General features: G+C 71.3%; 20 protein-coding genes. 10 read left to right on the top strand and 10 right to left on the bottom strand.

From position 1 onward, the window contains the following. Positions 1 to 360: a DUF2784 domain-containing protein gene (locus AB0G10_RS27145; RefSeq protein ID WP_360927371.1), complete on the top strand. Its 360-nt coding sequence runs from the start codon at positions 1 to 3 to the stop codon at positions 358 to 360. 12 nt (positions 361 to 372) lie between these two features. Here AB0G10_RS27145 and AB0G10_RS27140 read toward each other — a convergent pair whose 3' ends face one another. Continuing rightward, the gene (locus AB0G10_RS27140) at positions 373 to 954 is read right to left on the bottom strand and encodes a TetR/AcrR family transcriptional regulator (RefSeq protein ID WP_360927368.1); all 582 of its coding nucleotides are present in this window, start codon (positions 952 to 954) and stop codon (positions 373 to 375) included. A 58-nt stretch (positions 955 to 1,012) separates the two neighbouring features. Between AB0G10_RS27140 and AB0G10_RS27135 the strand changes: the two genes are divergently transcribed. Further along, complete coding sequence (locus AB0G10_RS27135) at positions 1,013 to 1,798, top strand: class I SAM-dependent methyltransferase (RefSeq protein WP_360927365.1); 786 nt, start codon at positions 1,013 to 1,015, stop codon at positions 1,796 to 1,798. Here AB0G10_RS27135 and AB0G10_RS27130 read toward each other — a convergent pair. From AB0G10_RS27130 to AB0G10_RS27120, 3 genes are read right to left on the bottom strand one after another with little or no spacing between them, the layout of a single operon-like run. Then, complete coding sequence (locus AB0G10_RS27130; protein WP_360927362.1) at positions 1,766 to 3,106, bottom strand: glucose-6-phosphate dehydrogenase; 1,341 nt, start codon at positions 3,104 to 3,106, stop codon at positions 1,766 to 1,768. The genes AB0G10_RS27135 and AB0G10_RS27130 overlap by 33 nt on opposite strands. Beyond that, entirely contained in the window at positions 3,103 to 3,798 is a 696-nt protein-coding gene (locus AB0G10_RS27125) for a response regulator (protein ID WP_360927359.1), read from the bottom strand. The genes AB0G10_RS27130 and AB0G10_RS27125 overlap by 4 nt, the downstream gene beginning before the upstream one ends. Next, positions 3,795 to 5,300, bottom strand: coding sequence for a sensor histidine kinase (locus AB0G10_RS27120; RefSeq protein ID WP_360927356.1), 1,506 nt, complete (start codon positions 5,298 to 5,300; stop codon positions 3,795 to 3,797). The genes AB0G10_RS27125 and AB0G10_RS27120 overlap by 4 nt, the downstream gene beginning before the upstream one ends. Before the next feature lie 88 nt (positions 5,301 to 5,388). Between AB0G10_RS27120 and AB0G10_RS27115 the strand changes: the two genes are divergently transcribed. Continuing rightward, positions 5,389 to 6,750, top strand: coding sequence for a cation:dicarboxylase symporter family transporter (locus tag AB0G10_RS27115; protein ID WP_360927354.1), 1,362 nt, complete (start codon positions 5,389 to 5,391; stop codon positions 6,748 to 6,750). A 79-nt stretch (positions 6,751 to 6,829) separates the two neighbouring features. Here AB0G10_RS27115 and AB0G10_RS27110 read toward each other — a convergent pair whose 3' ends face one another. Beyond that, entirely contained in the window at positions 6,830 to 8,068 is a 1,239-nt protein-coding gene (locus AB0G10_RS27110) for an FAD-dependent oxidoreductase (protein ID WP_360927351.1), read from the bottom strand. 311 nt (positions 8,069 to 8,379) lie between these two features. Here AB0G10_RS27110 and AB0G10_RS27105 point away from each other — a divergent pair, with 311 nt between their 5' ends. From AB0G10_RS27105 to AB0G10_RS27095, 3 genes are all read left to right on the top strand, one after another. Beyond that, positions 8,380 to 9,249, top strand: a complete 870-nt coding sequence (locus tag AB0G10_RS27105) for a sulfotransferase domain-containing protein (RefSeq protein WP_360927348.1) — start codon at positions 8,380 to 8,382, stop codon at positions 9,247 to 9,249. Between the two features lie 80 nt (positions 9,250 to 9,329). Then, positions 9,330 to 10,301, top strand: a complete 972-nt coding sequence (locus AB0G10_RS27100) for an ATP-binding cassette domain-containing protein (protein ID WP_360927345.1) — start codon at positions 9,330 to 9,332, stop codon at positions 10,299 to 10,301. An 85-nt stretch (positions 10,302 to 10,386) separates the two neighbouring features. After that, positions 10,387 to 11,148, top strand: a complete 762-nt coding sequence (locus AB0G10_RS27095; RefSeq protein ID WP_360927342.1) for an ABC transporter permease — start codon at positions 10,387 to 10,389, stop codon at positions 11,146 to 11,148. A gap of 30 nt (positions 11,149 to 11,178) precedes the next feature. Here the strand turns inward: AB0G10_RS27095 and AB0G10_RS27090 are convergent, their stop codons facing one another. From AB0G10_RS27090 to AB0G10_RS27075, 4 genes are all read right to left on the bottom strand, one after another. Further along, the gene (locus AB0G10_RS27090) at positions 11,179 to 14,451 is read right to left on the bottom strand and encodes a BTAD domain-containing putative transcriptional regulator (protein ID WP_360927339.1); all 3,273 of its coding nucleotides are present in this window, start codon (positions 14,449 to 14,451) and stop codon (positions 11,179 to 11,181) included. Between the two features lie 247 nt (positions 14,452 to 14,698). Beyond that, entirely contained in the window at positions 14,699 to 15,388 is a 690-nt protein-coding gene (locus AB0G10_RS27085; RefSeq protein WP_360927336.1) for a TrkA family potassium uptake protein, read from the bottom strand. After that, on the bottom strand, positions 15,378 to 16,712 hold the full coding sequence (locus tag AB0G10_RS27080) for a potassium transporter TrkG (protein WP_360927333.1): 1,335 nt from the start codon (positions 16,710 to 16,712) through the stop codon (positions 15,378 to 15,380). Before AB0G10_RS27080 ends, AB0G10_RS27085 begins: the two co-directional genes overlap by 11 nt. Before the next feature lie 7 nt (positions 16,713 to 16,719). Then, positions 16,720 to 17,178: an anthrone oxygenase family protein gene (locus tag AB0G10_RS27075; protein WP_360927330.1), complete on the bottom strand. Its 459-nt coding sequence runs from the start codon at positions 17,176 to 17,178 to the stop codon at positions 16,720 to 16,722. Positions 17,179 to 17,331: 153 nt separating this feature from the next. On the opposite strand from AB0G10_RS27075, the gene AB0G10_RS27070 reads away from it, so the two are divergent. Then, positions 17,332 to 18,294, top strand: coding sequence for a right-handed parallel beta-helix repeat-containing protein (locus AB0G10_RS27070; protein ID WP_360927327.1), 963 nt, complete (start codon positions 17,332 to 17,334; stop codon positions 18,292 to 18,294). Positions 18,295 to 18,389: 95 nt separating this feature from the next. Further along, the gene (locus AB0G10_RS27065; RefSeq protein ID WP_360927324.1) at positions 18,390 to 18,617 is read left to right on the top strand and encodes a hypothetical protein; all 228 of its coding nucleotides are present in this window, start codon (positions 18,390 to 18,392) and stop codon (positions 18,615 to 18,617) included. 43 nt (positions 18,618 to 18,660) lie between these two features. On the opposite strand, the gene AB0G10_RS27060 is transcribed toward AB0G10_RS27065, so the two are convergent. After that, positions 18,661 to 19,503, bottom strand: coding sequence for a DUF5947 family protein (locus AB0G10_RS27060; RefSeq protein ID WP_360927321.1), 843 nt, complete (start codon positions 19,501 to 19,503; stop codon positions 18,661 to 18,663). Positions 19,504 to 19,754: 251 nt separating this feature from the next. On the opposite strand from AB0G10_RS27060, the gene AB0G10_RS27055 reads away from it, so the two are divergent. Next, on the top strand, positions 19,755 to 20,261 hold the full coding sequence (locus AB0G10_RS27055; protein WP_360927318.1) for a carbohydrate-binding module family 20 domain-containing protein: 507 nt from the start codon (positions 19,755 to 19,757) through the stop codon (positions 20,259 to 20,261). Between the two features lie 154 nt (positions 20,262 to 20,415). Beyond that, positions 20,416 to 23,145, top strand: coding sequence for an AAA family ATPase (locus AB0G10_RS27050; RefSeq protein ID WP_360927315.1), 2,730 nt, complete (start codon positions 20,416 to 20,418; stop codon positions 23,143 to 23,145). Positions 23,146 to 23,195 lie beyond the last annotated feature (50 nt).

Raw genomic sequence — 23,195 nt, 5'->3', positions numbered from 1 at the left:
ATGGGATGGCGCATCCTTGCCGACGCGACGATGGTGCTGCACTTCGCCTTCGTCGCGTTCGTGGTGGCCGGCGGCTTCCTCGCCTGGCGGTGGCCGAAGGCGATCATCCCGCACCTCGCCGCCGCGGGGTGGGGGCTGGCGATCGCGCTGTTCCGGTTCCACTGCCCGCTCACCTGGGTGGAGGACCGGGCCCGGGAGCGGGCCGGCCGGGCGAGCCTGGACGGCGGCTTCATCGACACGTACCTGACCGGCGTGATCTATCCGGAGCGCTATCTCGTGCAGGTCCAGGTGCTCGCCGCCGTGGCCGTCGCGGTCTCGTGGGCCGGGGTCGTCGTCAGACAGCGGGCACGATCTTCGTGACCGCGGCGAGGGTCAGACAGCGGGCACGATCTTGGTGACCATGGCGAGGACGGCCTCCGGCGTGGGCGGCGGCCCGGTGCGGTCGGCGAAGAGCAGGTGCCCGGTTCCGATCAGCATGGCCCCGAGCGTGTCCGGGTCGGCGTCGCGCGCGATCCGGCCCCGGGAACGCTCGTCCTCGAGGTAGCTCGCGATCATCCGGGCGCCCTCGGTCAGCACCGGGACACCGGCCGGCCAGTCCTCCCGGAGCCGGGCGCGCAGCTCGTCCCGGAACGTCACGAGCGCCACGATCGCGACGGCCACCGACCCGAAGAGCGCGGTCAGGGCGCCGGCCACGTTCCCGGCGACGGTTCCGGTGCCGGCCGCCTCGGTCAGGCGGGCCGCCTGGGCGTCCATCCGATGCACCCGGTCGAGCACGTAGCCGGCGAGGAACGCGTCGAAGTCGGCGAAGTGCCGGTGCAGCACGCCCTTCGCGCAGCCGGCCTCGGTCGTGACGGCGCGGCTGGTCAGCGCGTGCGGGCCGGCCGAGAGCAGGATGCGGTCGGCCGCGTCGAAGAGCTGTTCCCGCACGTCGCGGAGGGCCACGCCGGTCGGCATCGGAAACCCCTTCCCTCGCGGAGTGGGCAAGTGCCCACTCCAGACCTATAGTGGGCACATGCCCACTCCTGCCGAGATCGCACGGTCCTTCGGCCTCGACGCCGAGCGCTACGACCGGACCAGGCCACGCTATCCCGCGGCCATGGTCGAACGGATCACCGCGGCCCTGCCCGGACGCGTCGTCCTCGACGTGGGGACCGGGACCGGCATCGCGGCCCGCCAGTTCCGCGCGGCCGGCTGCCGGGTTCTGGGCGTGGAACCCGACGAGCGGATGGCGGCCGTCGCCCGGCGGCACGGCGTCGAGGTGGAGATCGCGACGTTCGAGGAGTGGGCGCCGGAGGGCCGGACGTTCGACGGGGTGATCGCCGGCCAGACGTGGCACTGGGTCGACCCCGTCGCCGGCGCCGGGCAGGCCGCGCGGGTCCTCACCGGGGGCGGGCGGATCGCGCTGTTCTGGAACGCCTTCGACCCGAGCCCGGAGGTGGTCGCGAGATTCGCGGAGGCCTACCGCGCGGCCGCGCCGGACCTGCCCTTCACCATGTGGGGAAAGCCGGAGACGAGCGCCGCCGACCCGTTCCACGGGCGGGCCGCCGACGGCATCCGGCGCAGTGGGCGGTTCGAGGAGCCCGAGTTGTGGACGTTCGCGTGGGAGCACACCTACACCCGCGCGGAGTGGCTCGACCTCGTCCCCACCTCGGGCGGCCACAATCTGCTGCCGCCCGAGGAGCTCGAGGCGCTGCTCACCCACCTGGCCGCGGTCCTCGACGACACCGTCACGATCGGCTACCGGACCATGGTGACGACCGCGACGCTAATCCCCCAGCAGCGAATCCGACGGGCCTGAGCTGCCGGCCGGGTACTCCAGCAGCGGCACCTCGCCGGCCCGCCAGGCCGAGGTCACCGGCTCCACGATGCGCCAGCACTGCTCGGCCACGTCGGCGCGGATGGAGAGCGTCGGGTCGTCCTCGAAGACGCCGCGCAGCACCTCGCCGTAGGGCGGCAGCTCGCCCGCCCCGAACGAGGCCTCCAGCGACACCGGGTCGAGCTCGAACGGGTCGCCCGGCCCGTTGATGTTGAAGTCGAGGGCGAGCGCGTCCGGGCCGAATCCGATCCGGAGACGGTCGGGCTGGTCGCAGCCGGTCAGGCCGTCCGGGACGCGGGGCGGCTTCTTGAAGGTGATCACGGCTTCCTTGCGGCTGCTCCCGATCGCCTTGCCCGAACGCAGCCGGAAGGGCACCCCCGACCACCGCCAGGTGTCCACCGCGAGGACGAGCTCGGCGAGGGTCTCGGTCCGGCGGGCCGGATCGACGCCGGGCTCCTCGGCGTACGAAAGAAGGGTCTTCCCGGAAATGGACCCGGCGGTGTATCGCGCTCGGAGGCTGGAGGTCGCCGGATCGGTGGTCCAGAGGCGCGTGGCGCGCAGCACGTCGGCCTTGCGGTCGCGGAACTCGCCGGCGTCGAGGCTGATCGGCGCCTCCATGGCGAGCACCCCGAGGATCTGCAGCAGGTGGCTCTGGATCATGTCGGCCAGGGCGCCCGCGTGGTCGTAGTAGCCGGCCCGGTTCTCCAGCGCGAGGGACTCGTCGAAGACGATCTCCACGGACGCGACGTGGGTGTTGTTCAGCAGCGGCTCGAAGATCCGGTTGGCGAAGCGCAGACCGAGGATGTTCAGCACCGTCGACTTGCCGAGGAAGTGGTCGACCCGGTGGATGCGCTCCTCCGGGACGAGCCGGGTCAGCAGCCGGTTGAGGTCGGCCGCGCTCTCCCGGGAGCTCCCGAACGGCTTCTCCAGCACGAGCCGCGTCCCCTCCGGGAGATCGACGTCGAGGAGCGCCTCGCAGGCACGCGCGGTCACCGCGGGCGGCAGCGCGAAGAAGACGGCGGGCGGTCCGGCGGCGGCTGCGACGAGGGTACGAAGGTCGTCGGCACGCGTCACGTCGGCCCGGATCCAGCGGGTCTCCAGATCGACGCCCGCGGAGTCGGCCACCCGCTGCCGCCAGCGCGCGTCGTCCCAGCCGTCGTCCACGGCCGCGCCGATCAGCGACAGCCCGGGCACCTGGCCCGTCTTCAGCAGGGCGCCGAGGCCGGGCAGCAGCAGTCGCGCGGTCAGATCACCGCTCGCGCCGAGAATGATCAGCGTCTGGTCCGTCATGGACTCCCGATACCCGCCGGGCCGGGCCGGTACTCGACCTCGGGCCGGCCGGGTCCGCCGTACCGCGGGCTGCGGGTGACCCGGGCCGTGCCGGCCAGGTGTTCCAGGTATCGGCGCGCGGTCACCCGGGAGGTGCCGGTCCGGACCGCCACCTCGGCCGCCGACAGGCCGTCCGGCGCGGCCGCCCGCAGCGCCGCCAGGATCAGGTCGAAGGTGCGCTGGTCGAGGCCCTTCGGCAGGGTGTCCGGCGAGCTGCCGCGCAGGGTCGCGAAGACCCGGTCGACCTCGTGCTGGGCCGCCACCTCGCCGGCCACGAGCAACTGCCGGCGGTAGCGGGCGTAGCCGTCGAGCTTGTCGCGGAACGCCGCGAACGTGAACGGTTTCAGCAGATAGTGCGTGACGCCGAGGGCGACGGCCTGCCGGACCATGCCGATGTCCCGGTTGGACGTGACGGCGAGGACGTCGGTGCCGCTCCCGGCCGCCCGCAGCGCGCGGGCGATCTCGAGGCCGTGCTTGTCCGGCAGGTTGAGATCGAGCAGGACCAGGTCGATCGGCTCGGCCCGGAGCCGGGTCATCGCGTCCCGGGCGGTGTGCGCGACCGCCACGACGGTGAAGCCGTCCACCCTCTCGGTGTACGCGCGGTGCGCCTCGGCGATCAGCGGCTCGTCGTCGACGACCAGTACCCGGATCACGGGGGCACCGGCAGGCGGACCGTCAGCACCGCTCCGCCCTCGGGTGGCGACGTGATCGCGTAGCTTCCGCCGTACCTCTCGGCCACCTGCCGGACCAGCGACAGGCCGACGCCTCTCCCCTCACCCGGCTTCGTCGACCAGCCGCGCCGGAAGGCGGCGGCGGCCTGGTCGGGGCTCAGGCCCGGCCCGTTGTCGCGCACCTCGACCCGGACCTCCCCCTCGGCGTGCCTGATCAGGACACGCACCCTGCGCGGCAGGTCGCGGGCGGCCACCGCCTCCAGCGCGTTGTCGACGAGATTCCCCACGACGGTCAGCAGGTCCCGGGCCGCGACGGGCGCTCCGGCCAGCGACGACGCCGGATCCACCGTCAGCTCCACGCCCCGCTCGCCGGCCTGCGCGCTCTTGCCGAGCAGCAGCGCCGCCAGCGCGGGCTCGCCGACCGCGCCGACCACCTGGTCGGTGAGCTGCTGGGCGAGCGCCAGCTCGGCCGTCGCCAGCTCGATCGCCTCGTCGGCGCGACCGAGTTCGACCATGGTGAGCACGGTGTGCAGCCGGTTCGCGGCCTCGTGCGCCTGCGCCCGCAGCGCCTCGGTGAGCCCGCGCACCGAGTCCAGCTCGCCGGTGAGCGCGCGCAGCTCGGTGTGGTCGCGCAGGGTCAGCACGCTGCCGTCGTAGCGGGTCGGGCGGCGGCTCACGACGAGCACCCGGTCGTCGACGAGGACCGGCTCGTCCTCGGTGGTCACCGCTCCGATCTCGTCGGGAAGGTCTCCGTCGAAGGACAGCAGCCGCCGCGCCTCGTCGTTGATCAGCTCCACGTGACCGTTCCTGTCCACCACGACGAGACCCTCGCGGACCGAGTGCAGGACCGCGTCGTAGTACTCGTACATCCGGGTCATCTCGGCCGGCCCGAGACCGTGCGTCTGCCGGCGGAGACGGCGGCTGAGCAGCCACGATCCTCCGGCGGCGAGCAGCAGCGCGATGCCGGTCGCGGCGGAGACGGCCGGAAGCTGCGCGAGAAGGGTCCGGTTGATCGCGGCGGTCGTGATGCCCACCGACACCATGCCGATCACGGTCCTGGTTCCCGGTTCGACAACCCCCACGACGGTACGAACGGAGTCGCCGAGGCTGCCGCGATACTCCTCGACCACGACTCCCCCGTGCAACGCCTCGTCGACGCTCCCGGCGAACGGCAGGCCGATCAGGTCCCTGGTGGGGTGCGTGTACCGGGTCCGGTCCGGCGCCATCACCACGATGAAGTCGGTGCCGGTGGCCCTGCGGGTCGCCTCCGCCCACGGCTGGAGCGCCGCGCTCGGGTCGTCGCTGCGCAAGCCGTCCACGACGGCCGGCGAGAGCGCGATGGTCTCGGCGACCGCGGTGACCTCCTCGATCGCGGCGTTCCGGGCGTCCCGGCGGGCGAGCAGCACCGCGCCCGTGGTGCCGACGGCGACGAGGAGCGTCACGACCAGCACCTGGAGGAGGAAGAGCTGTCGGGCGATGCTCACGTGTCCCATTTCTTCTTCCGGTCTTCTTCCGGGTGAACAGAATGAACGCAATCGTGATCCGGGGTGAGACCCAGGACACATTCACGACATGGAAACCGCACCCGCCCCGAAGGTCAAGAAAGACCGCACCCGCTACCTCTACCCGGCGGTCGTCGTGGCCGTCCTCCTCGGCATCGGCGTCGGACTCCTCGCCCCGGACTTCGCCGTCGAACTGCGCCCGATCGGCACCGGCTTCGTCGATCTGATCAAGATGATGATCGCGCCGGTCATCTTCTGCACCATCGTCCTCGGCGTCGGCTCGGTACGGCAGGCCGCCAAGGTCGGCAAGGTCGGCGGCCTCGCCCTCGGCTACTTCCTCACGATGTCCACGGTGGCGCTCGCCATCGGCCTCGTGGTCGGCAACCTGATCCACCCGGGTTCCGGCATGGACCTGAACGAGTCGGTCGCCGCGGCCGGCCAGAAGGCGGTCGGCGACACCGCGTCGGAGAGCACCGCCGACTTCCTGCTCGGCATCATCCCCACGACGCTGCTGTCCCCGCTCACCGAGGGGAACGTACTGCAGACCCTGCTCGCCGCGCTGCTGGTCGGCTTCGCCCTGCAGGGCATGGGCTCGACGGCCGAGCCGGTGCTGCGCACCATCCGCGTCTTCCAGAAGCTGGTGTTCCGGGTCCTCGCCATGCTGATGTGGCTCGCCCCGATCGGCGCGTTCGGCGCGATGGCCGCCGTGGTCGGCGCGACCGGAACGGACGCCCTGGTGAGCCTCGCCCAGATCATGCTCGGCTTCTACGCCACCTGCGTGATCTTCGTGTTCGGCCTGCTCGGCGCGATCCTCTGGCTGGTCGCCCGGATCAACATCTTCTCGTTCTTCAAGTACCTGGGCCGCGAGTTCCTGCTGATCGTCTCGACCTCGTCGTCGGAGTCGGCGCTGCCCCGCCTGATCGCCAAGATGGAGCACGTCGGCGTCTCCCGGCCGGTCGTCGGCATCACGGTCCCGACCGGGTACTCGTTCAACCTCGACGGGACGGCCATCTACCTGACGATGGCGTCGCTCTTCGTGGCCCAGGCCATGGGCGACCCGCTCTCCGTCGCCGAGCAGATCTCGCTGCTCCTCTTCATGATCATCGCCTCGAAGGGCGCGGCCGGCGTGACCGGCGCCGGGCTGGCCACCCTCGCCGGCGGCCTGCAGAGCCACCGCCCCGACCTGGTCGACGGGGTCGGGCTGATCGTCGGCATCGACCGGTTCATGTCGGAGGCGCGGGCCCTCACCAACTTCGCCGGCAACGCGGTCGCGACCGTGCTGGTGGGCGTCTGGACCCGCGAGTTCGACCGGGAGCGGGCGCGGCTGGTCCTCGGCGGCGGTGACCCGTTCGACGAGTCCACGATGGTCGACGAGGACCACACCCCGAAGCCCGCCACCGAGCCCGGCGCCAAGGAGCCCGCCCCCGCCTGACCCGCCCCCTCCTCCCCCGCGATCTTGTTGATCCGCGCCCCCGCCCTCCCGCGATCTTGTTGATCCGTGCAGGAACGGGTCAGTGCCGATCAACAAGATCGCGGAAGAGGGTCGCCGCGCGCGCCGCCACCTCCTCGTCGGTGCCGTCCCACAGCCTCTCCAGCCACGGCCCCGCGAAGAGACCCACCAGCGTCGGCACGCCATCCGCCTCGGTGGCGTCGAGCCATTCGCTGACGCTCGTCACCTCGGGCCCGTGGATCCGGTAGTAGCCCGCCGGGTGCGACGGCCAGAACCGCCTGTCGAACCGCAGCACCACCTTCTCCACCCGTCCCGCCCCGAGCCGTTCCAGCGCCGCCACGTGCCCCTCCGGTAGCCCCGGCTCGAAGCGGATCTCCCGCAGCACCGGCAGCGGCACCGTGACGATCACGGCATCCGCCCCGGCCTCGAACCCGTCCCCGGCAAGCCGCACCCCGGAATCACTCAGCACGATCCGCCGCACCGGCCGCCCGAGCCGCACGTCCAGCCCGCCGGCCAGATGATCCACCAGCAGCCGGTAGCTCCCGACGATCCACCGATCGCCCTCGCCGACGCCGGGCTCGAACCCGTACCGCGCGCTCAGCCACGACAGCGGCGCACCCGAATCCATCACGATCTCCGCATCGACCAGCCGCAGGATCTCCTCGACCGCGAACGGCCCCGGATCCACCAGCCACTCCTCCAGCACGTCGGCGATCGCCGCCTGCGGCGCCGCATGGTCCAGCCGCGCGCGCAACTCACGCTCCAGTTCCTCGGGTACGGGGCCCGCGGCCGTCCCCAGAACCAGCGGATCCCCGAAGTCGGTGGCGACCACCCCGAGCCCGAGCTTCTCGGCGAGCCGGGCCAGCGCGTTGTCGTCGTACTGCTGCAGCCAGTTGGCTCCCAGATCGAACGTGAACCCGTCGAGATCAACCCCATGGGTACGGCCACCGACCCGATCCCGGGCCTCCCACACCTGCACCTCGGCGCCGCGGTCGGCGAGCGCCCGGGCCGCCCCGAGTCCCGCCATCCCGGCGCCCACGACGGCCACCCGCCGACGACCGGCGGCGATCGCCCACGCGGCGGCCTCGAGCCCCTGCTCGTAGGCCCCGTGCGTCATCCCGGCCCGGGTCGGATGGGTGGCCTCCCCGGCGATCCGCAGCCGGCCGTCCACCGGCGCCCCGAGCGCGACCCGGTCCGCCGGCGACCCGCCCTTGCCGATCAGGCTCCACGATCCCCGGGCCCACGGGTCGTCCCCCCACCGGGAGACGAGGAAGGCGGTCACACGAGCGGCCTCAGTCATGGCCGCAGCCTAGGGTCTGTTTCATAAAGGATGCCTGGGCTGCGGCGTGGTCCTGGCCCCTCTATGAAACAGACCCTAGATCCCGAAGATCAGGAGGTGAAATTTTTTCCCATTGGGCAAGGAGTGAACCAGTGACCCATACCAATGCTTGCTGTGACGAACCTGAAAATCGACTGAGCATTACCGGTCAATGTCTCGAAAACCTGTAAACGACACGTTAAGCCATCTGTAGTAACTCGATCGATCTTGTTGTAAAGTCCCGGACACAAACGTCTCCCCCGACTGCCGCAAGAGAGACACGGGCTCAGACGATGTTCAATCGCACAGTCATGTTCGCCAAACAGCACACCCCGAACCACCTGCGCGTCCGGGCTCGCCGGACGCTGCTGGAAGCGCACAACGCCCGGATCCGGCTCACGGTTCCGGTCGCCGAGCGCTGTGAATATGTCAACATCTATCACTGCGCAGTGCGCAAAACCGCGAGCCAGTGGGTGAAATCGGTTTTCAGCGATCCGATCGTTTACCGACACTCCGGATTGCTGACCTACGACCCGCGCTATTACGACTGGCGGGATCCACGGGTGTGCCCGCCGAACCGCATCGCGCTCTCGCTCTTCTTCCCGAAGAAGCGGTTCGACGCGATCCCGAAGCCGGAGCGCTACCGGGCCTTCTTCGTCTACCGCGATCCGCGGGACATGGTCGTCTCCAGCTACTTCTCGACCAAGGACTCGCACGGCCCGATGGGCGACGTCATCGAGGTCCGCAAGGTCCTGCGCGAGCTGCCGAAGAAGGAGGGCCTGCTCTTCCTCATCGACGACCTCGCGAAGAAGGGCCGGTTCAACGCTCTCCGCTCCTGGGTGCTGGCGCCCGAGGACGAGGCCGTCCGGCTCATCAAGTACGAGGACCTGACCGGCATCCGGCAGACCGAGGAGGTCGACGCGCTGATGCGGCACTGCGGGATCACCATCCCGCGGCCCGAGCTGGAGACCCTGCTCGACAAGTACAGCTTCTCCGCGATGAACCGGAAGAAGGGCGCCGGCGAGGTCTCGCACTACCGCAAGGGCGAGGCCGGCGACTGGCGCAACCACTTCGACGACGACATCCAGGAGGCCTTCCAGAAGGCGGCCGGCCCCAAGCTCGTCGAACGGCTCGGATACCAGGTCCATGACAGCGCCGCCTAGGAGCTGACAGCGTCGTGTGCGGGCCGTGACAGCGCCGGCCCGCACTCTCGATGACGACGACATCGAGGGGATGCGACGACATGCAAGATCTGGTGGTGCGCGCCGAAGGGCTGCGCAAACGATTCGGGAAGACGCAGGCGCTGGACGGCGTCGACCTGGCCATGCGCCGGGGCACCGTCCTCGGCGTGCTCGGACCGAACGGCGCCGGCAAGACGACAGCGGTGCGGGTGCTCGCGACGCTGTTGCGCCCGGACGAGGGCAGCGCGTTCGTGGCCGGCATCGACGTGCTGAAGGACCCGCGGGCGGTGCGGCGCAAGGTGGGGCTGACCGGCCAGTACGCGTCGGTCGACGAGGACCTCACCGGCGTACAGAATCTGGTCTTGATCGGTCGCCTGCTGGACATGAGCGGCAAGGTGGCCCGGGGGCGCGCCGACGAGCTGCTGGCCTGGTTCGACCTCGCGGAGGCGGCCCAGCGGCCGGCCAAGACCTACTCCGGTGGCATGCGCCGCCGTCTCGACCTGGCCGCGAGTCTGGTCGGGCGTCCGGAAGTGATCTTCCTGGACGAGCCGACGACGGGCCTCGACCCGGCCAAGCGCGAGGACATGTGGGGCGTGGTGCGCACCCAGGTGGCGCGCGGCGCGAGCGTGCTGCTGACCACGCAGTACCTGGAGGAGGCGGACGCGCTCGCCGACGAGATCGTGGTCGTCGACCACGGCCGGGTGATCGCGCACGACACCCCGGACGGCCTGAAGCGCCGGGTGGGTGGTCAGACCCTGAGGGTACGACCGACCGATCCGTCCCGCCTGCCCGAGGTGCTGCGGGTGCTCGACGCCGTCGCGGCGCCGGGCATGAGCGCGGCGAAGGACGAGGCGGCCGGTTCCCGCCCGGGCGCCGCGAGCGTGCCGGTCACGAGTGACGCCGCGCTGGCCGAGACCGTGCTGCAGCTGAGCCGCGACGGCATCGAGGTCACCGAGCTCGCCCTGCACCTGCCCAGCCTCGACGAGGTGTTCCACACGCTGACCGGCCGTACTCGGACGGAGGAACTGGTATGACCGCCTGCACCGAGTGGCACTCAGCCGCACCGCACGACGGCCTCGCAGACGAGGGCCAGAAGGGCATGCCGAAGGAGGGCACAGCATGACGGCCCTGGCCCGCCACTCGGCGGCTCTCGCCCAGCGCAGCCTGATCAAGACGATCCGCACCCCCGAGGCGCTGATCGACGTCACCATCCAGCCGGTGATCTTCCTGCTGCTCTTCACCTACCTGTTCGGCGGCGCGATCGCGGACGGCGACCGGCACGCGTACCTCCAGTTCCTCCTGCCCGGCATGCTCGCGCAGTCGCTCGCCATGGGCGGCGTCGCGCTGGGCCAGAACCTGAACGCCGACATCGAGAAGGGCGTCTTCGACCGGTTCCGATCACTGCCGATCTCCCGGTCGGCGCCACTCGTGGGCGCGGTGTTCGCCGACGTGATCCGCTACCTGACGGTCTGCCTCGTGATGCTCGGCTTCGGCACGATCATGGGCTTCCGGGTGGAGACCGGCGTGGTCCCGGCGATCGCGGCGGTGGCGCTGTCGATCGGGTTCGGCCTCTGCTTCTGCTGGATCTCGGTGTGGGTCGGCATGCTGGCCCGGACCTCGGGCGCGGTGCAGGGAATCATGTTCCTGCTGGTCCTGCCGCTCACGTTCGGCAGCAACGTGTTCGTCCCGGCGGACACCCTGCCCGGCTGGCTGCAGGCGTTCGTCGACGTCAACCCGATCACCCCGCTGGTCGGCGCGATCCGCGGCCTGCTGGTCGAAGGCCCGGTCGCCGGCGACCTGGTGCGGACCCTGGCCTGGATGGCCGGCCTGCTGATCGTGTTCGTGCCGCTGGCCCTGCGCGCCTATGCGAGACGGGCCTAGGGCTTCGGTCGGCCGGGCCGGAAACCCGGCTCAGGAGGCCGGGCCCAGGGAGAGCCGGGACGGCTTCACCCGAGTGAGCGCGGCCGGCGACTCGAGGGACCAGCCGGCCGCGTACGCCTCGCCGAACCCCGCGTCGCCCAGCGCAGCCCGCGCCTTCGCCGAGATCGCGGCGACGTGCAGGTCGGTGTGATCGTGAGCGCCGCGCAGGCGGGCTGCCGCACCCAGCAGCAGCGCCGCCTCGCGGTGCTGTCCGCGCAGTTCGGCCAGCCCGCCGGCGGTCACCGCGACCATCGCCATGATCGGCATGTCCTGGGTCTCCACCGCCGCCGCGTACGCAAGCTCGAGCTGCCGTTCCGCGGCGCCCGGGTCGCCGCGGCGCAGCGCCAGGCCGGCCCGGACGCTGCCGATGATGGCGGCGCCGTGATCGCCGCCGACGACCGGCAGGGACTCGACGCCCAGCCCGGTGGCGGCCCGGTCCAGCAGCACCTCGGCCCGGTCGAGGTCGCCCAGGACGATCAGCAGGCCGGCCTCCAGGGCGTCGACCAGAAGCAGCATCTCGACGGACGCGGACCGCTCGGCGCGGGCCCGGGCCGAGTTCACGGCGGCCACCGCCTCGTCCCGCTCGCCGCGGCGCATGTGCAGGTCGGCCCAGCGCAGGTCGATGAAGACCTCGTCGGCGAGGTCCATGGCGCCGAACTGCCGGGCCAGCGCGCGGGCCTCGGTCAGGTCGGCGAGGGCGCCGTCGAGGTCGCCCTCGTACTGGCGGAGCAGGGCCCGCAGCGGCAGCACGGTGGCCTGGCCCCAGCGGTCCCCGGCCGCCGCGAAGCCGGCCAGCGCGGCCGCCACGTCGGACCGCAGCCGGGCCAGGTCGCCGTTGTTCTCGGCGATCTGGGCCCGGAACATCCGGGCCAGCGCCGCGATCCACCGGTCCTCGCCGTTGATCATGCGGTCGATGCGCTCGTCGGCCGCCTCGGTCTCGCCGGCGAAGTAGAGCAGGGCCGCGGCGGTGGCGCCCTGCGGCCCTGGCAGCACCTCGTGGCGTTGCAGGCGCTGCGCGAGCGCACGCAGCCGGTCCCGCCGCTGGGCGGCCGTCTCGGTGAGGTAGGCCGGCTCGTGCCCGGTCCGGTTGATCATGAGGATGGCCTCGGCGCAATCGGCCTCGACCGTCCCCCGATCGCCGGGCACCGCTCCCTGCTCGCCGGGCACCGCGAGGGCCGCGGACAGCCAGTACGCGGCGTCGGCGTCCCGGCCGAACATCTGCCAATACCAGCAGAGGTCCAGCGCCAGCCGGATCGCGGCCCGGGCGTCGCCGGTGTCGCAGAAGTGGCGCAGGCCGCTGAGGGCGTTGTCGTACTCGGCGTGGATCACCCGGAGCGCGATGAGCTGGTCACTGGTGCGCAGGATCGGGTCGTACTCGGCGACCAGCGCGGACAGGTATGCGGCGGCCCGCCCCCGGATCTCGGTGAGGATGCCCTGCTCGGTGAGGCGCTCGACGCCGTACTCGCGCAGCGTCTCCAGCATCCGGTAGCGCCCGCCGTCCGGCGCGAGCTGCAGCAGCGACCGGTCGACCAGGGCGGCGAGCAGATCGGGCACGTCCCCGGGAGCACCGTCGAAGACGGCGGCGGCGGACGCGGCCGTGACCCCGCCGGGCAGCACGGCGACCCGCTCGGCGAGGGCCCGCTCGTCGTCGGAGAGCAGGTTCCAGCTCCAGGCGATCACGGCGCGCAGCGTCCGGTGCCGCGGCTGGGCGGTGCGGCTGCCGGTGGTGAGCAGCCGGAACCGGTCGGAGAGGCCGGTCGCCAGTTCCGGCAGCGCGAGCGTGCGCAGCCGGGCGGCGGCGAGTTCCAGCGCGAGCGGCATCCCGTCCAGGCCGCGGACGATCCGCACGACGTCACGCACGGTGGTCTCGCCGATCGCGAAGCCCGGCCGGACCGCGGCGGCTCGTTCGGCGAAGAGCCGCACGGCGGGTGCTTGCGCCGCCTGCTCCGGTGCGGCGTCCGCGGGGGGCATGCCGAGCGGGCCCAGGGGTACGAGGGATTCGCCGTCCACGGCCAGCGGCTCCCGGCTGGTCGCCAGTATCCGCAGCCGCGGGCATCGCACGAGCAGCGCGCTCGTCAGGTGCGCGACCGCGTCGATCAGGTGCTCGCAGTTGTCCACCACGAGCAGGATCTCCCGCCCGCCGAGCCGCTCGGCGAGCACGTCGACGTCGTCGCGTTCGCCGCGCGCCCGGTTCGCGGTCTCGAAGAGGGCCGATCCGCGCAGACCGGCCGCGGCCACGACGGCGGCGCCGACCTTCGCGGCCTCGGTCACCGACGCGAGATCGACGAGCCAGGCGCCGTCCCGGTACTCCGCTCCCCGCCGCCGCGCCGCCTCCAGCGCGAGCCGCGTCTTGCCCGCCCCGCCGGGACCGAGAACGGTCACGAGCCTCCCGGCCGACAGCAGCGCGTCCACCCGCGCGAGATCGTCGTCCCGCCCGATGAAGCTGGTCAGCGGCGCCGGCAGGTTGCTTCTGGTCACCCCGGGCGCTTCACCAGCGCTTTCTCCGGGTACGGCGGGAGCGCCGCGCAGCAGCCGCAGATGCCGCTCCCGGAGCGCCGCGCCCGGATCAGCACCCAACTCGTCCGCGAGACGTTCACGGATCCGCTCGTAGACCGCGAGCGCGTCGGCCTGCCGGCCCTGCGCGGCCAGCGCGTCGACGAGCAGGGCCGCGAGCCGCTCGTCCAGCGGATGGTCGGCGGCGAGCGCGGTGAGGCGGGCGCCGGCCCGCTCCGCGTGACCGAGAGCGATCTCAGCCTCGGCCAGATCGGCGCCGGCCGCCACGATCACGTCGGCGAGCCGGGTGGCCTGGGCCGGGGCGACCTCGGCGAGTTCCGGTGCGAGCGGCCCGCGCAGCAGCGCGGCGGCCTCCCCGAGCGTCTCCGCCGCGCCGGCCGGATCGCCGCCGCGCAGCCGTTCCCGGCCGTCCGCGGCAAGCTGCTCGAACCGGCTGACGTCCACGTCCGCCGCGCCGACGGCGAGCCGATAGCCACCCTCGGTCTGGACAACCGCGTCCCCAGCCCCGAGCAGCCGGCGCAGCCGAGACACCAGCGACTGCAGCGCGTTGGCCGGATCCGCGGGCCGCTCGTCGGGCCAGAGCGCGCCGGTGAGCTGCGCCGGGCTGACCGGCCGCCCGCCCGCAACAGCGAGCCGGACCAGCAGACCCCGGATCCGCGCACCGGGCAGCGGCACCACGGCCTCCCCGCGGCGCACACTGAGCGAGCCGAGCAGCCCCACCCAGAGCCGCCCGCCGTCCGTGGTCACCACCCGATCCTCCCCCGCCCTGTCCACCGCCCGCACACCCTCCCACCCCGCACAGCCCCGCACACCCTCCCACCCCCGCACACCTCCCACCTCCGCGCAGCCCCGCGCCCCGTCCTTCCCTCGCGCCCCCTCGCGCCCTCTCCCCCGCGATCTTGTTGATCCCCACAGGAACGGAGCCGGCCGAATCGACAAGATCGGGGAGGAGCGGGCAGGAGAGAGGTGGAGCGGGGAGGAGCGGGGGCGGGCGGGGTCAGTTCTCGGCGGCGTAGGCCTCTACCTTGGCCGTGTCGCCGGCGACGATCAGGACGGCGCCGTCGGGCACCGCGGTGGTCGGCTGGGCGTACACGAAATCCTCTCCGGGCCGTTTCGTGCCGACCACCGTGACCCCCCACTTGGTGCGCAGCGCAAGCTGCTCGAGCGTGCGCCCGCCGGCGCCGCGCGGCGCACGGACCTTGGCGATCGCGAAGCCGTCGTCGAACTCGATGTAGTCGAGCATCCGGCCGCTGATCAGGTGCGCCACCCGCTCGCCCATCTCGGCCTCGGGATAGATCACGTGGTCGGCGCCGACCTGGCTGAGGATCTTGCCGTGTTTCACGCTGGTCGCCTTCGCCCAGATCTCCGGCACGCCGAGCTCGGCCAGCGCCAGGACGGTGAGCACGCTGGTCTCCAGGTTCGTGCCGATGCCGACGACGGCCCGCGGGAAGTCGTGGACGCCCAGCTGGCGCAGCGCGTCCTCGTCGGTCGAGTCGGCCTCGACCACCTGGGTGAGCCGGTCCGACCAGTCGAGGACGATGCGCGGGTCGCTGTCGATGCCGAGCACGTCGTAGCCCAGGTCGAGCAGGGACTCGGCCACCGCGCTGCCGAACCGGCCGAGGCCGATCACCGCGATGTTGGTGCCCTCGTGCCGGGCTTGCCTGTCCTGGGTCTTCTCATCCGACAAGGGGTCGCTCCTCGGGATAGCGGTAGAGGCGGCGGCGGGTGTTCAGCGCGATCGCGGTGCCGACCGCGATCGTGCCGACCCGGCCGCAGAACATCAGTACGACCAGGACGACCTGCGCGGACGGCGGCAGGCTGCCGGTGACCCCGGTGCTCAGCCCGACGGTCGCGAAGGCCGAGGTGACCTCGAACAGGGCCCGGTCGAAGGGAACGTTCTCGGTCAGCGCGTCGAGCACGACCGTACCGGTGCCGACCAGGGCCACACCCATCAGTGCCACCGTCATGGCCTGCCGCTGGGTCTCCTCGGCGATCCGGCGCTTGCGGACCACGACGTCCGGCTCACCCCGGATCTCGGCCCAGATCACGTACGCGAGAAGCAGGAACGTGGTGAGCTTGATGCCGCCGGCGGTGCTCGCGCTGCCCCCGCCGATGAACATGAGACCCGTCGTCGTCGCGATCGTCTCGCTGTTCAGCTGTCCCAGGTCGACGCTGTTGAAGCCGCCCGACCGGGTCATGATGTCCTGGGTGAAAGCGGTCAGCACCTTGGCCGGGACGCCGAGCGGGCCGAGCGTGCCCGGGTTGCGCCACTCGAAGATCAGGAAGGTCAGGAAGCCGAAGGCGGTCAGCAGCAGGCTGCCCGCCACGGTCAGGAACGTGTGCGTCGACCAGCAGCCCGGCGTCCGCCACTCCCGGGCCAGCTCGAAGAGCACCGGGAAGCCGATCGAACCGGCCAGCACCCCGAACGCCAGCGGCAGGCAGATCCACGGGTCGGTGACGAACCCGATCAGGCTGTCCGAGTAGAGCGCGAAGCCGGCGTTGTTGAAGGCCTGGACCGCGTGGAACACCGCATACCAGAGCGCCTTGCCGAACGGATATTCGTACGAAATCCAGAAACGCAGCGTGAGCACGACGGCGATGGCGCCCTCGCACACGACCATGACCACCGCTACTCTCCGCAACACGGCGGCGATGTTGCCGCCGGTGAGGCCGGCGCTCTCGGCCTGCGCCATGAGCCTGCCGCGCAGCCGGAGACGACGCGACACCAGCAGGCTGAGCAGGGTAGCGAGGGTCATGATGCCGAAACCGCCGATCTGCGACAGCACGGTCAGCAGCACGTGGCCGAACGTGCTCCAGTAACTCGGCGTGTCCACCACGGCGAGTCCGGTGACGCAGACCGCGGAGGCGGCGGTGAAGAGCGCCGTCACGAAGGGTGCGTGACCGGGTTCGGCGCGGGCGGCCGGCAGCATCATCAGGGCGGTGCCGGCCGCGATCGCGCCGAGGAACGCGAGGGGGACGATTCGCGCCGGATGCTGCCAGGGTGATCGCACCCGAGGATTATTGCTGCTGTTGTGCCCAGACGCTGGCGAGGAACGCGCCGGTGCTCGTCAGGGTGCGCACGGTGTTCCAGCGGATCCACGGTTCGAGGAAGAACTCGCGGATCTCCCGGGCGTCGCTCAGATCGCCGGCCGCCAGCCTGTTGTTGAGCGGGATGCTCCGGGTGAACGTGATCAGCAGCGTGGCGGCGTAGAGCAGGACCGCGATCAGAAGCGGCCATCCGACGGCGGGCTCGTCGCGGTACAGGAACATCGCGACGACGCCGGCGACGAGCGCGCCGAGGAAGATCACGAGGAAGAGCGGGTTCTGGATGGCGATGTTGATCCGTTGCATCGCGTCGACGACGGTGCGGTCCTCGGCCCTGCGCAGACCCGGCATCACCGAACCGGCGTACGCATAGAAGAGGCCCGCCATCAGGCCGAGCAGGACCACCGCGATCAGCAGAACCGTGGCACGCATGGCACGACCCTACCGGCTTGTTGCAGAAATCCTGCAAACGATTTCTCTTCACATCTATGGCGACCTATGTTTTTCTAGGCCTCGGGAGCGCTCCCTATATCCCCAAGATCCGTATTTCCCCGATATGGATCACGCTCTCGCATTGGAGTCTTCATGTCCAGCCGAATCCCCCGGCTCGCCATGGTCGCCGCGCTGCCGTTCGTTCTCACGGCCGCGGCGGCGGGTGGCGCGTCAGCGGCGCCCGTGCAGACCTTCGCCATCACCGACCTGGTCGGATGGGCAACGCAGAACGGCGGCACCACCGGCGGCGGATCGGCCGCCACCACGACCGTGACCAGCGCATCCGCGTTGACGTCGGCCCTCGCCTCGACGGCGGCCGCGAACATCCGGGTGTCCGGCACGATCTCCTGCAGCGGCATGCTGCGGGTCCGGTCCAACAAGACGATCATCGGCAACGCCGGGGCCGCGATCGTCGGGTGCGGATTCAACGTCAACGGCGACCGGAACGTCATCATCCGTAATCTCTCTTTCCGGAATTGGAACGACGACGCGATCAACGTGCAGGAGTCGGCCACCAACATCTGGGTCGACCACAACAGTTTCAGCAACGGGTATGACGGCGCCGTCGACATCAAACGCGGTTCCGATTTCATCACCGTCTCGTGGAACCGCGTATTCAGCCACGACAAATCGATGCTGCTCGGGCACAGCGACGGCAACGCGAGCCAGGACGTCGGCCACCTGCGGGTGACCTACCACCACAACTGGTTCGACGCGTCGACGCAGCGGCACCCGCGGGTGCGGTTCGGCAACCCGGTGCACGTCTACAACAACTACTACCGCAACAACTCCGGCTACGGCGTGGCGTCGACCGAGGGCGCCGGCGTGCTGGTCGAGGCCAACTCGTTCGAGGGCGTCTCCGACCCGTACCACCTCGGCGAGGGCTCGTCCGATCCCGGATCGCTCGTGGCCCGCAACAACCTGCTGGTCAACTCGGGCAGCGGCCAGACCGGCGGCTCGGTGGCGTCCATCCCCTACGCCTACACGGCGGACGCCCCGGCGAACGTGAAGTCCATCGTGACCGCGAACGCGGGAGCTGGTCGCATCAGTCTTTGATCGGTCCGTCCCCCAATGAGCGCGGCGCCCTCCCCATGGGATCGGGGGGAGGGCGCCCGCCCGTTTCTGTCACACCCCGGCGGTAGCTTGCCCGGGTGACCGAGTTCGCCATCGCGGCTCTCTCCGGGCGGCTGCACGCCCTCGCCGCGGACGCCGACGCCGACGCCGAGGAGCGAGCGGCGCTGGTGCTCTCCATGGGTGAGCTGGACCTGGCGCCGAGTCCTTCCTTGAAGATCAACACCGCGGGGTACGAACGTGCGCCGCGCTCGCCCCGGCCCTGGCCACCGACCCGCGCGCCACCGCCGGGATCCTCACCGCGCTGACCGGCCCGAAGGCCCCCGAATCCTGGTTCACCCGGCCGCCGGACTACGCCCGGGTGGCGGACGTGAGCCCGGCACTCGCGGCGTGACAGCGGGCTCGTACCCGAGCCATGAACATCGCGAGGCTTCCGCCCTCACCGGCTGCGGCATGCCTCATGGCAGCTCGGCCGGCGGTCATGGGGGCTCGGCCGGCGGTCACGAGGGCTCGGCCGGCGCTGCCCTGTTCAGTGCGTTCCTGCTCAGTGCGTTCCTGCTCAGTGCGTTCCTGCTCAGGGGCGGGGTGCCATGCGCGAGCCCGTTCGCCGCCGGCTGCACTCCGGCGGGCTCGATCCGGCTGCGCGACAGCCGTGTCGTACCCTCGCCAACTGGTCCGCAGCAGGCCGGCCAGCTCATAGCAGGCGTCGATCGGGATCAGGAAGCATCCCGCCCTCCGCAGCAGCAGCGCCTCCACACCGGGCCGCAACGTCGCGAACGCCGGATGCCGCCGCACGAGCCGCTCCCACACCGTGGCCGGCAGCTCCTCCTCGGTGGCGCCGCCCGGCGCCGGGCCGCAGACCACCAGCCCACCCCCGGACAGCGACACGCCCCCGGGCACGGTCGCCGTCCGGGAGATGAAGGCGAGTCCCGCCGGCACGCGCAGGTCGTCCCACGTCTCCTGAGTCAGCACGTCGGACGGGAATTCCAGGTAGCGGTCCGGGACAGGTTCGTGACGATCGCCCGCCGGATGGTCGTGGCAGGACGGGCAGCCGCAGACCAGCGACCGCTGCGCGACGTCGAGCAGATGGCGGTGGGCCGGGTTGATCGCGGCCCCGCAGAGGGCGCACCTCGGCCCGCCCGGCGGCACCGTCGCGGGCCTGCCGGACCTGCGCAACATCGCTTTCGACGTCATGGATGCCTCCCGGGCACCGGTGGGGCCCAAAGGCTAAACGGGTCGCGGCGACGTTCCGCAAGGCCAGCCACTCCGGAGGCGTACGTACCGTTGAAAGAGTTTTCATACCCGCTGAATGTGGCGTAGTGGTTTCACATAGACGCAGCTCACGAATGTCTTGTGCGCACAGCACAAAGCGGCCACTGTGGATGGAGACCGCTTGCCGGGAACCGATGCTCGGCAAGAAGTTTCAACCCTTGCAGAGGAGAATCATGAGGCGTCACCTCGCCACCGCCGTGCTGGCCGGCATCGTCGCGGCACCCGCACTCGCCACACCGGCACTCGCGGAAGCAAAGCCGGCACTGGCGGAAGCAAAGCCGGCAACGGCAGCGACGGCATCGACGGCATCGACGGCATCGACGGCATCGACGGCATCGACGACCGGATCACAGCAGGCGCAGAACCCGATCGCCGCCACCTTCAACCTGGTCGCCGGCTTCACCACGTACGGCCAGAACGTCTACGTCGTCGGCAGCATCCCCGAGCTCGGTTCCTGGAACCCGGCGAAGGCCGTCCCGCTCACCACGACGAGCAGCACGTTCCCGAACTGGACCGGCGGCGTGGCGCTGCCGGCCGACACCTACACCGAGTTCCAGTACATCGTGAAGAACGCCGACGGCACGGTGGCCCGCTGGGAGAAGGGCTTCCAGCAGAACCGCTCCACGATCACCCCGCCGACCGGCACCTACATCACCCACGACACCTTCGGCGGCTACTGACAAGCGGCCACTGACAAGCGGCCGCCAAAGACGAGGAAGCGCGCCGAGGGATATGGCCTAGATACCCCTCGACGCGTGATCACCCTATGACGCGCGCGAGGCGGCGGGATCGACTGTCCCGCCGCCTCGCACGACCGTCCATATAGTGTCATCCATGGCGCCCGGGCTGAGCTATCACGATGCGATCAAACTGCTCAACGGCTCCGGGCCGCTCCTGCGGATCGCCGACAACGTGCTGGGCGGGGCGCTCTCGATCGCGACGGCGGGCGGGAGCGAGGCCGCGATCAGCCTCTTCGACGCCAAGACCGAGGCGATCCGGTTGGGTCACCTCATCACCGGCAAAATCACTGATTTCGTACGGGACCAGGGGCGCTACAACCGCAGCAGACGGCTCCACGCCGCCCACGGCATCCTGGTCGTCACCGCCTTCTTCGAGGTCCTCGACCACGACGTCGACCGCGACTACCAGCTGTCCGTCGTGGCCCCGGGCAATCCGCCGCCCGGCAACTGGATAGCGCGGCTGCTCGGCGCCGAGATCCCGGTGCCGGGGCCGGACGTGAGCTACGACCGCCTGCTGCGCCGGATCGAGGAGTGGTGCACCGCCCGGGCCGCCGAGATCTGCGAGACGGTTCCGCCTGAGCTGCCGCGGAGGGCGGTCTCGCGCTACGAGGAGCTGGTCCGCAGTCTGGCTTCCGACGTACCCGAATTCGGCCTTTGGATGAATCGGCAGGAGGACCGGGCGGCGTCGCGCGGGCTGGAGGCGCTCGAAGCGACGTTGCGGAGGGTGAGCTCGCATCGTGACCCGCAGCGCCATCGCGCGGCCCTCGCGCTCACCTACCGTGCCGGCTTGGGGCGGCCGATCCTGGGTGGTGATTCCGGTGAGCTGACCCTGCCGAGCCTCGGGGCGGCCTATCTCGATCCGCGGTTCCGGGTGAAGCCGGCGGGTCCCGGCGCGCGACCGGCCGAGGAGGGCTGGTGGGACAGCGAGGTGCGGGACGACTTCGCGGCATTCCTGGCGGTCTATCTCACGACGCCGCAGGCCGCTGCCGCGCCGATGCTCCTTCTCGGTCAGCCGGGCGCCGGCAAGTCGTCGCTCACCCGGATCCTGGCGGCCCGGCTGCCCGCCGCCGACTACCTCGTGGTGCGGGTGGCGCTGCGGGAGGTGCCCGCCGAGGCGGAGATCCAGGATCAGGTCGAACAGGCCATGCGCAGCGCCATCGGTGAGACCGTGGCCTGGGCGGACCTGGCCCGGGACGCGGACGGCGCGATGCCGGTGATCCTCCTCGACGGCTTCGACGAGCTTCTGCAGGTGACCGGGATTCATCAGTCCGACTACCTCCAGCGGGTCGCCGCCTTCCAGCAGCGCGAGGCGGTGCTCGGCCGTCCGGTAACGGTCATCGTGACGAGCCGCGTGGCGGTCGCCGACCGGGCGCGACTCCCGGCCGACAGCCTCGTGGTGCGCCTCGAGCCCTTCGACGATGCGCAGCTCGAACGCTGGATCGCCACCTGGAACCACGCGAACGCCGGGTACTGGCAGGCCTCCGGCCGCCGCCCGCTCACCCTCGGCGTGCTGAAGCGCTACCCCGACCTCGCCTCGCAACCGTTGCTCCTGCTCATGCTCGCCCTCTACGACGCCACCAACTCCTGGGACTCGGAGGGAACGCTGGCGGCCGGCCAGCTCTACGAACGGTTGCTGCGCTCGTTCGCGGAGCGTGAGGTGGTGCGCGTGCACGGCGAAGCGCACCGTGACGGCCTGGTCGAGGACGAACTGCTGCGACTCTCCGTGGTGGCGTTCGCGATGTTCCACCGGCTGCGACTCTGGGTGACGACGGCCGAGTTGGACGGCGACCTCGCCGGGCTCGGCCTGCAACCACGGCGGCAGTCGGGCGAGGCGTTCCGCAGCCCGCTCACCGCCGGCCAGGAGATGGTCGGGCGCTTCTTCTTCATCCAGCGTGCCCAGGCCGTTCGCGACGATCAAACCCTTCGGACGTACGAGTTCCTGCACGCGACGTTCGGCGAATACCTGGTGGCCCGTCTCGTGGTCCAGGCACTGGCCGACGCCGAGGCCCGGTCGAGGGCGCGCACGCTGAGTCTCGGCACGGACGCCGACGACGACCTGCTGCGATCGCTGCTCGGCTACACCCCGTTGTCGGCCCGGGCCACGGTGATCCCCTTCATCGCCGAGCTGCTGGCCGGCCGGGAGGGCGTCGCCGGCTGGCTCGTGGACCGGCTGCGCGACGCGGTGACCCGGCCCCGGCACACGCCGCTCGCCTATCGGCCGATCGAGAAGCGCGCCGACTACTGGATGGCGACCTACTCGTTCAACCTGGCGCTGCTCACCCTCGCGGCCGGTGGCGAGGTGCGGGCGTCCGAGCTCTTCCGGCACGCCCGCGACCCGGCCGACTGGCTGCGGGACATCTCGCTGATGTGGCGTGCGGCGATGCCGGGCGGCATGTACCTGGACGCGCTGGAGACACTGACGGTGACCCGCACCTGGACCGGCGAGGGAAAACGCGATCTGGTCGTCACGGCCGGCGCGGCGCCCTCCGGGCCCGTCGACCTCCGGTGGGTGCAGGGCAACCGGGTGAAGTTCGACCGGACCTTCCCGAGCGACGGCCTGCTGCCGCCCGCTCTCAAGTCGATGGACCTGAGCGGCGCCATGAGCGACGACTATCTGCGGCACGCCGTCGATCCCCTGCTCCGGCGGTTCCCCGACGCCCTGGTGACGTTCGGAACCGACGAGTCGGGCATGCTGCGGTCGCTCGCGCACGAGATCGTCGAAGGCCTGCTCGGCGCGGCGGCCGGCGAACTCGACGAGGAGGGTCTGGAACGGCTCAGCCTCCTTCTCCGGCAGGCGCGGTCCCGAAGTGTCGATTTCCGGTGACCGGCGGCGTCGTGGAGGTGAGTCGCCCACTACGGGAGGTAGATCGTGCG

The organism is Actinoplanes sp. NPDC023714 (assembly GCF_040639855.1).
Classification (GTDB): Bacteria; Actinomycetota; Actinomycetes; order Mycobacteriales; family Micromonosporaceae; genus Actinoplanes.
The sequence above is the reverse complement of the archived record's forward strand: the minus strand, read 5'-3'. Positions and strand labels throughout refer to the sequence as shown.